The organism is Dietzia sp. DQ12-76 (assembly GCF_014145045.1).
Taxonomy (GTDB): Bacteria; Actinomycetota; Actinomycetes; order Mycobacteriales; family Mycobacteriaceae; genus Dietzia.
The window spans coordinates 1-14020 of sequence record NZ_JAALDV010000033.1; the positions used below are offsets into that span (position 1 = coordinate 1).

Consider the following 14020-nt stretch of genomic DNA (forward strand, 5'->3'; position numbering starts at 1 on the left):
CGCGGAACCTGGGCCCCCTGCCCTGGGCCTAGCGGGCTGGTCGCACCCGCCGGCGGCGGGTCACCCCGGCCCGGACGCCCCCGGCGGTCGGGGGATGGAGCCCACGAACTGCATCGATCGGTACGGCCAACCGGCGGGGCCCGCGGCCGAGTCGTGGGTGTTCCACTGGCTCACCACGAGGTGCCACTCCTCCGGAGTGGACCCGGGGACGGGGCAACCGCAGTAGAGCTGGGCGACCCGCGCCGGGCCGGCGGTCGGATCGGATCCGTCGGATTCGTCGCCCCAGGCACACCCGTGCAGGAGCGTCGTGTGGGCGGTCACCGAGCGGTCCAGGAGGTCCACTCCGATGTGCGCGAAAGTGAGGCAGTCGATCCGGTAGTGCTCCGCGTCGAAGTAGGTCAGGGTCCAGAAGTCCTCGCACCGCCGCAGGTACATCTCGCCGATACGGCCCGGCAGCACGATGGTGGTGGGGTTGCCCCAGCCCCATGCCCCGTCTCGGAAACCCCACGACTGCCATCCGTTGACGCCGGGGTCGGCCAGGTCCTCCTCGCGGACCCGCATCAGGATGACCCCCTTGTCCCGCTGGAAACCGGTCGACAGCACGTAGACGAATCCGTCCCCGCCCGACTCCCAGGTCCACAGCTGACGGTGCCCGCCCTCGAGCAGGGGGGAGAACGTGACGCCGGTCGGCTCCCAGGTGTCGCCGTCGTCGACGGAGCGGTGGATCTCGGTCCGCGTGACCGTCCCGAGACCCTCGTTGACCATCACCTGGAGATACATGGTGTCACCGAGGGTGAGGACATCACCGGGCAGGACCGTGGAGCAGCCGCGCCCGTGGACGTAGTCGACGAGCTGACCCGCGTAGTCCGGTGGGCCGGGGCCGGCCGCACCCGTCCACACCAGGCCACCGGACGCATCGATGTCGTCCGCGAACAGGCCGACGGGGGATCTCCAGTCCGGATTCCCCGGCCCGGGCCGCTCGTCGGTGGTGGGAGTGCACTGCGCGATCCCGGGGTGGGGCCGACCCACGTGGGGGGCACCCACCCCCGCCCCCGCGAAGGTGTCGCCGAACACGGCGAGCAGGCGCCCGGAGGGTGTCCGGGCCGTGATCCCCAGATCGGTGCCCTCCATCCCGAACGCCGTGGTGATACCCGGCCCGGTGAGGTCGCGGACCTTTCGGGTGCGGGTCTGCGGGGTGCGGGTCGGCGGGCGTGAGTCCGTCATGGCACCGACGCTACCGCCACCCGCGACGACCGGAGAGCCGATCGTGGACGCATCACAATTCGGTCAATGCGCGGGCGAACCCGGAACGCGGACGCGTATGGTCGTGCGCGTGACACACCCCTTCGCACGAGCGGGGCGCGAGATCGTCCCCGGCCACTGGTTCGGCCCTGTGGCCGTCGTGGCAGTCGGGTGTGCGCTCGCGTGGATCATCGTGGGTTTCGGTCACGGAGCCGCACCGGCGCTGCTGGTGTTGGCCCTCACCACCGTGGTGGCACTGTGGAACTCTCCGCTCAGGATGACCGGTCACGAGCCCCTTCAGTCGGTGCGCAGCGCCTGCACCGAGCACGCCGTGGTGGTCCTGTGGCGCCCCGGGTGTCCGTACTCCTCCGCACTGCGGCGGCGCGCCGCGCGGGAGGGCCTTGAGGTGCACTGGGTGAACATCTGGCGGGACGAGGACGCCTACGAGCTCTGCCGCAGCATCAACATGGGCTCGGAGGAGACGCCGACCGCGATGCTGCTCGACCCGGCGCTCTCCGGCCCCGTCGTCATCCCGGCCTCCGTGCCGGGCATCCGAGAGGCCACCGCGGCCAGGCTCCCCCGGGGCCGGGCGCGTCGCGCGATCTAGTCGACGGCCCCCGTTCCCGGCCGACGGCGCCCTGGTTCGGTCTCACCCGAGGGGCCTCGTCCCCTTCACGTCCCCGCACTCGGCCCCGAGCGCCATGTCGGCGATCAGACCCGACGCGCGCAACTGCTCCAGCCGCGGCGCGGCCCGATCACGCAGGGCCCACGGGTCGATGGTGTTGACGTGGATCCCGGTCGCCCCCTCGAACCCGGCCGGGGTGGAGATCCGCCACTTGAGCACGATCCGCCACGGCATCGGGGCGGCGACGCCGGGAGGTCGGGTGTGCCACTCCTCATTTGTCGGCACCAGAGGGCCCGTGGCGGCGTGGCAGGCGTGCAGCAGATCGGAGACCCCGCGGAGTTCCTCCGGCGAGTGTTCCCACGGATCGCTCGCCGCCGACCGCGAGTAGACGACGAGGGCGGGATACCGGTGCCCCACCCCGACCACCGCCACGGCGTGCTCGTTGGCCGCCACCACCAGTCCCTCCGAGACCGCGAGACCGATCCCGAGGGTGTCGTAGAGGTCCGGTTCGCTCTCCAGGGCGGCCACCTCGCGAACGGTCTTCGCCGGGATCTCGTCGATCGCCACGAGCTGCTTGTGCAGATGGGCGAACGACGCGCCCGCCGGCTGCAGCCAGTTCTGGAACACCGACACGTATCGGGCGTGGGGGTTGTCGCGGTACAGGTTCCGCATGGCGCGGACGGTGAACGCGATGAAGTGCTGGTGTTCGGCCGGGTCGAGGGATCCCGAGGAGGCATGCCCCCCGGTGGTGGCGGCGCCCTCGACGAGGTGGCGGCGGGCCACCACGACATCGTGGCAGCCGCCGAAGAAGCTCTCCGAGCGCGCGGCCAGTTCCGCGGTATCCATGGCATCGACGATGGACGGATCCCCCTGTGCTGCCGCGATCCGGGTCCGGAGCAGCGAACGGACGTGTTCGACACCGGCCTCGGTCTCGAGGTAGGCGGACTGATGCGCGGAGGCTCCGGCCGGGATCCGATAGCCGTGGACCGCTTTCCAGTAGTCGAGCGAGACGATCTCGAAGAGGTTCCCGAAGAGCCTGAACTCGGGCGTCGTCAGGTCGAGTTGGTCCGGGGCGACCCGGTCGAGGGTCCTCCACGTGCTGCCGTCGCGTACCAGGCGCGACTTCTCCGGGGTGGTCTCGCGAAGTCGGGACACGCAGAACGCGCAGTGAGCCTCCGGGGCGACCGGGTCCACCGGGCGGACCTCGCCGGGGTGATGGTCGACGGGGCGGTTACCGCGGCCCGGGACCGTCCACACCTCGGTGCCGGTGAAGGGGTTCGTCTGCTTGACGGTCCCGTCCGCCATCCGGCGCAGCGGTCGAATCCGGGGCGACGGGGTGTCGGGCGGGGTGGTCACGCGCCGAGCCTAGGCGGTGCCGGGTGCCTGGCCGACGACCGCGAGGAGAATGCCGCGCCCGCACCGGTGGAACTGTGATGAAGGTAACACTATCCTGAGTTTCCACGATGTGGGTATGAGGCAGGGGGATTGGTGCTAGCCATCCCGCGTGGAGACACCGACCGAACAGAGGACCGAAGATGTCATCGAAACGTGCACTACACATTCGTGCGGCGGCCGTTGCCGGCGCGGCCCTTCTCGCGGCATCCGGGTCCCCGGCGGTCGCAGGTGCTCAGGAGGGGTCGCTCGACCTCGGACTGGGACTGAATCTCGAGTTGTTGCTCGGGTCGGCGGGATCCGGTGAAGAAGGGTCCCTCGAGGGTTCCCTCGAGCCCGGCTCCCTCGACCCCGGCTCGCTGGGGCAGGGTTCGTTGGAAGGCTCCCTTGAGCCGGGCTCCCTCGATCCGGCCTCGCTCGCGCCGCTGTCCGCGGGGTCCGATGAGGGTTCGCTCGAGGGCTCGCTGGAGCCGGGGTCGCTGGAGCCTGGCTCACTGGAGCCAGGATCGCTGGAACCCGGTTCGTTGGAGCCGCTGTCCGCGGGTTCGGAGGAGGGATCTCTCGAGCCGGGATCCGTCCAGGCCGGTTCGCTCGTGGCGGTGACCGTGCTCCTCGCGCTCGGTTCGGAGGGGGGCGAGGGGTCGCTCGATCCCGCCTCGCTCGCGCCGCTGTCCGCGGGGTCGGATGAGGGTTCGCTCGAGGGCTCGCTGGAGCCGGGTTCGCTCGATCCCGCCTCACTGGCGCCGCTGTCGGTGGGCTCCGAGGCCGGGTCGCTGGAGGGCTCCCTCGAGGGGTCGTTGGAACCCGGGTCGCTGGAGCCCGGCTCGCTCGACGAAGGCTCGGTGGAGGGTTCTCTCCCGACGGGTTCATTGGAACCGGGTTCCGTCGAGGGGTCGCTCGCCCCGGTCGGTTCCCTGACCGCATCCCTGGCCCCGTTGGGTTCGACGGTCGGTTCCGCGGTCGGGTCACTGCCGATCCTGCTGCCGGTGGTCCTCGTCGGTGGTTCGATCGCCGCCGCCCCGATGATCGGGCAGTCGGTCATGGACCTCGGGCTGGTCCTGCCACCACTGCCCGGGATGCCCATGGCGCCGCCCGCCCCGGTCGCCGTTCCCGAGGCGCCGCCGGCCCCCGGGCCGACAACCCCCAACGGTCGCGGGGGAGAACCGGGTGCCGCGGGGGGCGTCGCGGTGGCCGCGAACGCGGCGATCGTCACCACGGGATCGCTCGGAGACTACGAGGTGGTGCTGCCGGACGGTGTCACCCTGCCTCCGCTGCCCTTCATCCGGTGACCTGACACGCGATCGGCGAACCGAGGCGCGTTCCGCCCCGCTCCGAGTGGACCACTCGGAGCGGGGCGGTCGCCGTTTCGGCGCCGGTTGCACGTGCGACCTGAGAGAAATCTCACAGGGTGGAATCCGTGTCCCACGTCAGTCGGCGTTGATTGACGAAACCGAATTGTGCGGCTAACCCCTTTTCCCCATATTATTTGCGGGCCAGAGCACCACGGTGATCTGAGTGCGGGTGCTCCAGCCACCACGGAGTCCGCCCGTCGACAAACGAAGGCGAGCAGATTATGACGACTCCCGGCCCCAAAGGCTTGTACCGCCCTGAATATGAACACGATTCCTGTGGTGTCGCGTTCGTCGTGGACATGTACGGACGCCAGTCCCGGGACATCGTCGAGAAGGCGATCGCCGCGCTCGTGAACCTCGAACACCGGGGTGCGGTGGGAGCCGAGGCCAACACCGGTGACGGCACGGGCCTGATGATCCAGGTGCCGGACCGGTTCTTCCGCGAGGTGATGCGGGCGGAGCAGAACCTGGAGCTGCCCGAGGCCGGTGCGTACGCGACCGGCCTGTGTTTCCTCCCCCAGTCCCGGATGCTCGCGATGGACGCCATGCGGTTGGTGGAGCGGATCGCCGCGGAGCAGGGGGTCACCGTCATCGGATGGCGCGAGGTCCCGGTGGACGACTCGACGGTCGGGGCGATCTCCCGCGACGCGCAGCCCACCATCCACCAGATCTTCGTCAAGGCCGCGGGTGCCGACGGGGCCCTGCTCACCGAGCTCGCGCTGGAGCGCAAGTGCTTCGTGGTCCGCAAGCGGTGCGAGCACGAACTCGGATCCAAGGGGCCCGGCAAGGGCGACCTGGGCTCCGAGACCGTGTACTTCCCGTCCCTGAGCCCCCGCACGTTCGTCTACAAGGGAATGCTGACGGAGAAGCAGCTCCCGGACTTCTACCTCGATCTTCAGGACGAGCGCGTCGAGTCCGCCCTGGGAATCGTGCACTCCCGGTTCTCCACCAACACCTTCCCGGCCTGGCCGCTCGCGCACCCGTTCCGCTACGTCGCACACAACGGAGAGATCAACACCGCTCGCGGCAACGAGAACTGGATGCGGGCCCGGGAGTCGCTCATGTCGAGCGAGCACATCGAGGACCTGTCGGCAGCGCTGCCCGTCTGCACCCCGGGTGGGTCCGACACCGCGCGGTTCGACGAGGCACTCGAGTTGCTGACGCTGGCCGGCCGCACTCTCCCGCACGCCGTGATGATGATGGTCCCCGAGGCCTGGGAGCGTCACGAGACCATGGATCCGGCCAAGCGGGCGTTCTACGAGTACCACGCCTCGCTCATGGAGGCCTGGGACGGTCCGGCGTCGATCACCTTCACCGACGGCACCGTCATCGGAGCGGTCCTCGACCGCAACGGGCTTCGCCCCTCCCGGATCTGGGTCACCGACGACGGCCTCGTCGTCATGGCCTCGGAGGTCGGCGTCCTGGACATCCCGCAGGACAAGGTCGTCACCAAGACCCGCCTGCGCCCCGGTCGCATGTTCCTGGTCGACACCGCCGCGGGGCGGATCATCGACGACCAGGAGATCAAGGCGCAGCTGGCCGCGGAACACCCGTACCAGCAGTGGCTCGACGACGGCATGATCCGCCTCGGCGACCTCCCCCAGGTCAACCAGGAGATCATGAGCCACGAACGCGTGGTGCTGCGGCAGCGGGTCTTCGGCTACACCGAGGAGGAACTGCGCATCCTGGTGTCCCCGATGGCCCGGGTCGGGGCCGAGGCGACCGGGTCGATGGGCACCGACACCCCGCTGCCGGTGCTCTCGCAGCGGGCCCGCATGCTGTTCGACTACTTCGCCCAGCGGTTCGCCCAGGTCACCAACCCGCCGCTCGACGCCATCCGCGAGGAGCTCGTCACCAGCTACGGGGTGACGCTCGGGCCCGAGGGCGACCTCATCAACCCCGGTCCGGACTCGTGCCGCCAGATCAGGCTCGACAACCCGATCCTGGGCAACGCCGAGCTCGCCTCACTGCTGGCGGCGGGGGACACCCACCCGGGGTTGCGTGCGGTGACCGTGCGCGGGCTCTACAACGTCGCGCACGGCGGCCGGGGCCTGCGGATCGCGCTGGAGCGCATCCGCCGCGAGGTCTCGGAGGCGATCGACGACGGGGCCGCGATCATCGTGCTCTCGGACCGCGAGTCCGACGAGCGCAACGCCCCCATCCCGTCGCTGCTGTTGACCTCCGCGGTGCACCACCACCTGGTCCGGGAGAAGACCCGCACGAGAGTCGGCCTGGTGGTGGAGTCGGGTGACGCCCGCGAGGTGCACCACATGGCGGTGCTGTTCGGCTACGGCGCCAACGCCATCAACCCGTACATGGCCTTCGAGTCGATCGACGAGCTCGTCAAGACGGGCGACCTCACCGGTATCGACACGGTCGAGGCCTGCGCCAACTACCGCAAGGCGGCCGCCAAGGGCGTGCTCAAGGTGATGTCCAAGATGGGTATCTCCACGCTCGCCTCCTACACGGGCGCCCAGCTGTTCGACATCACCGGACTGTCGCAGGAGCTGTGTGACGAGTACTTCACCGGCTCGATCAGCCCGATCGACGGGATCGGCCTCGACGAGATCGCCGAGGACGTGGCCCGTCGGCACCGCTTCGCGTTCCTGCCGCGTCCCGAGGAGGCGGCCCACCGCGAGCTCGAGATCGGCGGCGAGTACCAGTGGCGGCGCGAGGGCGAGTACCACCTGTTCAACCCGGACACGGTGTTCAAGCTCCAGCACTCCACGCGCTCCGGCCGGTACGAGATCTTCAAGGAGTACACCGCGCTCGTCGACGATCAGTCGGAGCGTCTGGCCACCCTGCGCGGCCTGTTCGAGCTCAGGAGCGACCGCTCGCCGGTGCCCATCGACGAGGTCGAGCCGGTGTCGGAGATCGTCAAGCGGTTCTCCACCGGCGCGATGAGCTACGGTTCCATCTCCGCGGAGGCGCACGAGACCCTCGCGATCGCGATGAACCGCCTGCACGCCCGGTCCAACTCGGGAGAGGGCGGCGAGTCGATCGCGAGGTTCACCCCCGACCCCAACGGGGACTGGCGCCGGTCCGCCATCAAGCAGGTCGCCTCCGGCCGGTTCGGCGTGACCAGCAACTACCTGGCCAACTGCACCGATATCCAGATCAAGATGGCCCAGGGTGCCAAGCCGGGCGAGGGCGGACAGCTCCCGCCGGGCAAGGTCTATCCCTGGGTGGCCGAGGTCCGTGGGTCCACGCCGGGCGTCGGGTTGATCTCGCCGCCGCCGCACCACGACATCTACTCGATCGAGGACCTGGCGCAGCTCATCTACGACCTGAAGAACGCCAATCCCGAGGCGCGGATCCACGTCAAGCTCGTCGCCGAGCAGGGCGTGGGGACCGTCGCGACGGGCGTGTCCAAGACCCACGCCGACGTGGTGCTGATCTCCGGCCACGACGGTGGCACGGGCGCCTCGCCGCTGACCTCGCTCAAGCATGCGGGTGGGCCGTGGGAGCTGGGGCTCGCAGAGACCCAGCAGACGCTGTTGGTCAACGGGCTACGCGACCGGATCGTCGTGCAGGTGGACGGGCAGCTCAAGACGGGCCGCGACGTGATCGTCGCCGCGCTGCTCGGTGGCGAGGAGTTCGGTTTCGCCACCGCCCCGCTCGTCGTGGCCGGATGCGTCATGATGCGCGTCTGCCACCTCGACACCTGCCCTGTGGGTGTGGCCACCCAGAACCCGGTGCTGCGTGAGCGGTTCAACGGCAAGGCCGAGTACGTGGTGAACTTCATGGAGTTCGTCGCGCAGGAGGTCCGCGAGTACCTGGCCGAGCTGGGTTTCCGATCCCTCGACGAGGCGATCGGACGCTCCGAGTGCCTGGACAAGTCCCGGGCGTTCGCGCACAACAAGCGGGCCGCGAAGCTGGACCTCGAGCCGGTCTTCGCCCAGGCGGACTCCCCCTTCATGCACCAGGACCTGCGCTGCACCAAGCAGCAGGACCACAAGTTGGAGGGTGTGCTCGACCGCACGCTCATCGAGGACTTCCGGTCGGTGATCGCCGACCCGTCGAGCGGTCCGTCCACCGGTCGATACCCGATCTGCAACGTCAACCGCTCCGTCGGCACCATGCTCAGTCACGAGATCTCCAAGGCGTACGGTGCGGCCGGCCTGCCCGAGGGGACGATCGACCTGACCTTCACCGGTTCGGCGGGCAACTCCTTCGGGGCGTTCCTCGCCGCGGGCGTGACCCAGCGGGTGTTCGGTGACGCCAACGACTACGTGGGCAAGGGGTTGTCCGGGGGACGGATCGTGGTCCGGCCCGCCCTGGACGCGGCTCCGGACTTCGTGGCGGAGAACAACATCATCGCCGGAAACGTGATCTGCTACGGGGCGACCAGAGGCGAGATCTTCCTGCGGGGAATCGTGGGCGAGCGCTTCTGCGTCCGGAACTCGGGTGTCACCGCGGTGGTCGAGGGCGTGGGTGACCACGCCTGCGAGTACATGACGGGCGGTCAGGTGGTGGTGCTCGGGTCGACCGGTCGCAACGTGGCGGCCGGGATGTCGGGCGGTGTCGCGTACTTCTACGACCCAGACGGGCAGCTGCCCGCGAACCTCAACGACGAACTCGTCGAGATCGAGCAGCTGCTGACAGAGGACGTCGAGTTCCTGCACCGCATCGTCGAGCAGCACGCCGCCGAGACCGACTCGGCCCGCGCCCGGGAGATCCTGTCCGGGTGGGCGCAGAACGTGAATCACTTCGCCAAGGTCATGCCGCGCGACTACAAGCGCGTGCTGCTCGCCATCGAGCAGGCGGAGAAGGACGGACGCAACGTGGACGAGGCGATCATGGAGGCCGCAAATGGCTGACCCCAAGGGCTTTCTCAAGCACACCGAACGCGAGCTCCCCGCGCGCCGCCCGGTGGACCTGCGAATCATGGACTGGAAGGAGGTCTACGAGTCGACGACCCTCCCGGAAGACGACCTGAAGACCCAGGCCAGTCGCTGCATGAGCTGCGGCATCCCGTTCTGCCACCAGGGGTGCCCGCTCGGCAACATCATCCCGGAGTGGAACGACCTCGTGCACCGGGGACGGTGGGACGCGGCCGTGGACCGTCTGCACGCGACCAACAACTTCCCCGAGTTCACGGGTCGACTCTGTCCGGCCCCGTGCGAGGGTTCGTGCGTCCTGGGGATCAACCAGCCACCGGTGACGATCAAGCAGGTCGAGGTGGAGATCGCCGAGAAGGCGTGGGAAGACGGCGACATGGAGCCGGTGATCCCCTCCTTCCGTACCGGACAGTCGGTGGCGATCGTAGGGTCCGGGCCCGCAGGGCTGGCGGCCGCACAGCAGCTCACCCGCGCCGGGCACTCGGTCACGGTCTTCGAGCGCGATGACCGCATCGGTGGTCTCATGCGCTACGGGATCCCCGAGTTCAAGATGGAGAAGAAGATCATCGACCGTCGCCTCGCCCAGATGGAGGCGGAGGGCACGGTCTTCCGCCCCGGCGTCAACGTGGGCAAGGACATCACCGCCTCGCAGCTGCGCGCGGAGTTCGACGCGGTCGTCCTCTGCGGCGGCGCGACCATGCGCCGGGACCTCCCGGTCCCGGGACGGGAGCTCGACGGGATCCACCAGGCGATGGACTACCTGCCGCTGGCCAACAAGGCCGCCGTCGGTGATCCGGTCGTGGACTCCGACGGTCTGCCCGAGATCCACGCGCGGGACAAGCATGTGATCATCATCGGCGGTGGCGACACCGGCGCCGACTGCCTCGGAACAGCCACCCGCCAGGGCGCGAAGTCGGTCAAGAGCTTCGAGATCATGCCCAGGCCTCCCGCGACCCGTGCCGCCTCGACCCCCTGGCCCGTCTATCCGCTGATGTTCCGGACGGCGTCGGCGCACGAGGAGAACGGCGAGCGGATCTACAGTGTCTCGACCGCCGAGTTCCTCGGTGAGGGCGGCCATGTGACCGCGCTCAAGGGGTCCGAGGTGAAGATGGTCGACGGGCGTTTCGAGGCGGTGCCCGGCACCGACTTCGAGTACCCGGCGGATCTCGTCCTGCTGGCGATGGGGTTCACGGGGGCGCAGAAGTCGGGGCTGTGCTCCGACCTCGGGGTGGATTTCAGCGACCGGGGGAATGTGGACCGGGACGAGAAGTACGCGACCAACGTCGACGGGGTGTTCGTCGCAGGCGACATGGGGCGCGGCCAATCGCTGATCGTGTGGGCGATCGCCGAGGGGCGCGCCGCGGCGGCCTCGGTCGACCGCTTCCTGATGGGGGAGACCGCGCTGCCGTCGCCCGTGCGACCCACGGACGTCGCACAGCGCTGACCAGGGGACGCGCGGTCGTGGCCGCACCGCGGGGTATCGTTTCGCCTTAATAGAACCTAAGATGTGAGGCACCTCGCTTCAGGCCGCCCCGGCCGTCGTCACGGAAGGCATACATGGTCCGCCGTCGCCCTGCCGCCGTGTCCGGTGCCGTGTTCATCCCTCTGGTCGTCGCCTTTCTCGCGGCGCTGTGCCTGTCGCTCGCCATGGCCGGCGGTCCTGTGGCCTCCGCACAGGGGACCGGCTCCGGCGCGCGGGTCGAGGTGACGGATCTGCCCGTCCTCAGCGAACTCCCGCCCCTCCCGGTGGAAGGGGACTCACCGGAGACGGAGGACGAGTCGGACTCGTCCCCCCTGGGGATCTCCGGCGTTCAGACCGTGGCACTGGGTCTGGCCGCCGCGGTGCTCGTCGCCGGCGGGATGGGCCTGGCCGTGGTGACGCGGCGCGGCCGGGTGGTGCTGCCGGAGGAGCAGGCCCCGCCCACCGGTCCTGCCCCGTGAGGGCGGGGCCGATAGGCTCGGCGGTATGAGCCGCCATATCGCAGGACGGGGACGGACCCCGCGGGTGACGCCGCGGGTCGGTCCACCAGTGCACGACGTCGAGTGTGATCTGAGCAGCAAGCTGACCCTGGGCCAGTTCCTCAAACTGGCGTCCCTGCTCGACTCCGGAGCGGAGGCCAAGGACGCTGTCGCGTCGGGCGCGGTGACCGTCAACGGACACGTCGACGAGCGTCGGGGTCGAGGGCTGGTCGACGGCGACGTGGTGGCGTACGCGGCACGAGCGGCCCGCGTGGTCGCCCGGGACGGACAGGGGAGAGCTCAGTGACCGAGATGACGTCCGGTGCCGGTCCGGCCCCGGTGGTGCTGCACGACGACGACCCGGGGGCCCGCCGCTACGCGGGGTGGTTGGCCGAGGAGTTCGAGACCCGCAGCTCCCATCACGATTCCGTGGATCCCGCCGAGCTCGTGGTGGCCGGGACGGTCGTGCTCGTGACGGGCATGCGTCCTGACGGTGGTCTGGGTGGGTCGGCGTTCATCAAGGACAACTGGGAGGCCCTGGTGGAGGCCGGTCGCCGGGTCGCCGTCGTCATGGTGGGTCCCACCCCGGTCACCGATGACGCACGGATAGACCTCATGTCCAGCGAGTTCTCCGCCGACCAGCTCCGCGACCTCAAATTGTTCCAGTTGCGCGGCGTGGTGACCCCTGACCAGCTCGGATTCCGCCAGCGCCTGGGGCTCAAGACCGCGTTGGCGGCTCTGCGACGGAAGGCGGACCGCACCCCGGAGGAGGAGTCGATGCTCGAACTGGGCGGGGTGGACCTCACGGACCGCCTGTCCCTCGGTCCGCTCCTGCGGTGGATCAGACGCGAGGCGTGAACTCTCCGGGGCGACCGACGCGGACCGTGATACCCGTTACACTGCGTGAGGACGGCCCCACGCCCGGGTGGGGTGCCTACCCGGAGGTTCCCTGACATGCGCACCACCATGCTCGCCGCGGCCTCGTCCGCCCTGATGGCGGCCGCCCTGGTCGTCGGCGCCGGATCGGCGGCGGCGGCGCCCGATGAACCGACGGGCCCGTTCTGCGTGTGGATCCAGACGCAGAACGGACTGCGCTGCATGTCGGTCGATCCGGCGACGATCGACGCGCTGGGGAGCCTGGGCTACGGTTCGTTCGGTACCGGCTCGCTGATGGATCTGCTGTCGACGCTCATCAACACCGGCTCGGTCGTCCTGTCCGTGGACGTGCCCAACTCGACCGGCTCGTACGCGCCCGGGTCCCTGGGGAGCTACGGTCCGGAGGCCTCGATCGGCGAGCTCGCCGTGGGCTCCATCGGGTCCCTCGCGGGGGCGTCCTAGTCGAGGTCGGTGTGGGTCAGCGCACCACGATCCCGTCGGAATCCGCATAGAGCATGTCGCCGGGGACGAAGTCGACCCCGCCGAAGCTCACCGTCACGTCGCGCTCCCCGGCTCCGGTCTTCGACGATTTCCGCGGATTCGTCCCGAGGGCCTTGCACCCGAAGTCCATCCCGCCGATGACCGCCGAGTCGCGGATCGCCCCGTGCACCACCACCCCGGCCCAGCCGTTGGACCGTCCGAGCTCGGCGATGAGGTCTCCGACGAGCGCGGTGTGCACGCTGGCGTCACCGTCGATCACCAGGACCCGGCCGTGTCCGGGTTCGCCCAGGACACTCTTGAGCAGTGCGTTGTCCTGGAAGCACCGGACGGTGGAGATCGGTCCGAAGAACTCGGTGCGCCCACCGAGGTCGAGGAACTGGGTGTCGCAACTGCGCACCCCCTCCCCGATCTCGTCGACGAGGTCGGCGGTGGGGACGAATCCGCTGGGGGTGTCGGTCATGGCTGGCCCTCCGGTCTGGTGTCGAGTTCCCTTCACGCTATCCCGCGACCCCGGCCCGGGGGACCTCAGCCGTGGGGGACAATGGCACCTGACGGTGTCACCGAGATCCCCCGAGACGGAGGAGGACCGATCCGTGGCCAAGTACGAGCTCCTGATCCACGCCCGCCGCGCCGTGGTCGACGGCCGCATCCAGCAGGCCGCCGTGACGGTGGACGGAGGCGTGATCTCCTCCGTGCGCACGGGGTCCGAGGCGCGTGACGTCGGGTTGGCGGGTGACCACACCGTCGATCTCGGCGACGACATCGTACTGATGCCCGGTCTGGTCGACCCTCATGTGAGCACCGAGGACGTCGCGGTGGGAACCCGGTCGGCCGCCCTCGGGGGGATCACCTCGGTGGTCGACTACGGCACGAACGGCGACCCGGCGGCCACCACCGTGGAACAGGTCGACCGCTGGCACGAGGCCGTGGCCGGGGAGTCCTTCGTCGACGTGGGATTGTGGGGTGCCGCGGTGCCCGACAACCTGGGTCGGCTCGGCGCCCTGCTGGACCGGGGGGTCTTCGGCATCTCCGCGGTGGCGGAGGGCAAGGGTGTCGCGGGGACCCCCACCCTGACCGGCCGGGACCTGGTGGCGGCGGCCGAAGAGGTCGCCGGTCACGGCGGTCTGTTCGCGGCGGATGCCGGCATCGGGGACCTACCCGCCCTGCTGGACGTCTGTCGTGGGACCGGCGGCCGCCTGCATCTCCGGGCCCTCGCCGACCCCGAGGAGCTG

The 14020-nt window shown here is 69.8% G+C and carries 11 protein-coding genes and 1 pseudogene; 9 read left to right on the forward strand and 3 right to left on the reverse strand.

Features of this window, described 5'->3' with window-relative positions; all coding sequences use genetic code 11:
• Positions 1–60: 60 nt before the first annotated feature.
• Complete coding sequence (locus G6019_RS01695; RefSeq protein WP_182613735.1) at positions 61–1224, reverse strand: DUF4185 domain-containing protein; 1164 nt, start codon at positions 1222–1224, stop codon at positions 61–63.
• Between the two features lie 109 nt (positions 1225–1333).
• Here G6019_RS01695 and G6019_RS01700 point away from each other — a divergent pair, with 109 nt between their 5' ends.
• The gene (locus tag G6019_RS01700; protein WP_231750446.1) at positions 1334–1849 is read left to right on the forward strand and encodes a hypothetical protein; all 516 of its coding nucleotides are present in this window, start codon (positions 1334–1336) and stop codon (positions 1847–1849) included.
• Between the two features lie 42 nt (positions 1850–1891).
• Here G6019_RS01700 and G6019_RS01705 read toward each other — a convergent pair whose 3' ends face one another.
• Entirely contained in the window at positions 1892–3223 is a 1332-nt protein-coding gene (locus tag G6019_RS01705) for a DUF4921 family protein (RefSeq protein WP_309230120.1), read from the reverse strand.
• A gap of 179 nt (positions 3224–3402) precedes the next feature.
• On the opposite strand from G6019_RS01705, the gene G6019_RS01710 reads away from it, so the two are divergent.
• From G6019_RS01710 to G6019_RS01740, 7 genes are all read left to right on the forward strand, one after another.
• Positions 3403–4548, forward strand: coding sequence for a hypothetical protein (locus tag G6019_RS01710; RefSeq protein ID WP_182626943.1), 1146 nt, complete (start codon positions 3403–3405; stop codon positions 4546–4548).
• Positions 4549–4829: 281 nt separating this feature from the next.
• Positions 4830–9431 (forward strand): glutamate synthase large subunit, encoded by a 4602-nt coding sequence (gene gltB / locus G6019_RS01715; RefSeq protein WP_182613740.1) that lies wholly within the window; start codon positions 4830–4832, stop codon positions 9429–9431.
• On the forward strand, positions 9424–10896 hold the full coding sequence (locus G6019_RS01720) for a glutamate synthase subunit beta (RefSeq protein ID WP_182613736.1): 1473 nt from the start codon (positions 9424–9426) through the stop codon (positions 10894–10896). Before gltB ends, G6019_RS01720 begins: the two co-directional genes overlap by 8 nt.
• A gap of 137 nt (positions 10897–11033) precedes the next feature.
• On the forward strand, positions 11034–11393 hold the full coding sequence (locus tag G6019_RS01725) for a hypothetical protein (RefSeq protein ID WP_309230121.1): 360 nt from the start codon (positions 11034–11036) through the stop codon (positions 11391–11393).
• Between the two features lie 25 nt (positions 11394–11418).
• Positions 11419–11718: an RNA-binding S4 domain-containing protein gene (locus G6019_RS01730; protein WP_370446320.1), complete on the forward strand. Its 300-nt coding sequence runs from the start codon at positions 11419–11421 to the stop codon at positions 11716–11718.
• Positions 11719–11723: 5 nt separating this feature from the next.
• Complete coding sequence (locus G6019_RS01735) at positions 11724–12269, forward strand: hypothetical protein (RefSeq protein ID WP_107757922.1); 546 nt, start codon at positions 11724–11726, stop codon at positions 12267–12269.
• A gap of 96 nt (positions 12270–12365) precedes the next feature.
• Positions 12366–12749 (forward strand): hypothetical protein, encoded by a 384-nt coding sequence (locus G6019_RS01740; RefSeq protein ID WP_107755428.1) that lies wholly within the window; start codon positions 12366–12368, stop codon positions 12747–12749.
• 16 nt (positions 12750–12765) lie between these two features.
• On the opposite strand, the gene rraA is transcribed toward G6019_RS01740, so the two are convergent.
• Complete coding sequence (gene rraA / locus G6019_RS01745) at positions 12766–13248, reverse strand: ribonuclease E activity regulator RraA (RefSeq protein ID WP_182613738.1); 483 nt, start codon at positions 13246–13248, stop codon at positions 12766–12768.
• A 133-nt stretch (positions 13249–13381) separates the two neighbouring features.
• On the opposite strand from rraA, the pseudogene G6019_RS01750 reads away from it, so the two are divergent.
• Positions 13382–14020: pseudogene (locus tag G6019_RS01750) on the forward strand (amidohydrolase family protein); the annotation flags it as partial.

Coding starts and splice junctions, on each gene's coding strand:
- G6019_RS01695 (WP_182613735.1), bottom strand. CDS start 1,224: ATGACGGACTCACGCCCGCCGACCCGCACCCCGCAGACCCGCACCCGA.
- G6019_RS01710 (WP_182626943.1), top strand. CDS start 3,403: ATGTCATCGAAACGTGCACTACACATTCGTGCGGCGGCCGTTGCCGGC.
- G6019_RS01720 (WP_182613736.1), top strand. CDS start 9,424: ATGGCTGACCCCAAGGGCTTTCTCAAGCACACCGAACGCGAGCTCCCC.
- G6019_RS01730 (WP_370446320.1), top strand. CDS start 11,419: ATGAGCCGCCATATCGCAGGACGGGGACGGACCCCGCGGGTGACGCCG.
- G6019_RS01735 (WP_107757922.1), top strand. CDS start 11,724: ATGACGTCCGGTGCCGGTCCGGCCCCGGTGGTGCTGCACGACGACGAC.
- G6019_RS01740 (WP_107755428.1), top strand. CDS start 12,366: ATGCGCACCACCATGCTCGCCGCGGCCTCGTCCGCCCTGATGGCGGCC.
- rraA (WP_182613738.1), bottom strand. CDS start 13,248: ATGACCGACACCCCCAGCGGATTCGTCCCCACCGCCGACCTCGTCGAC.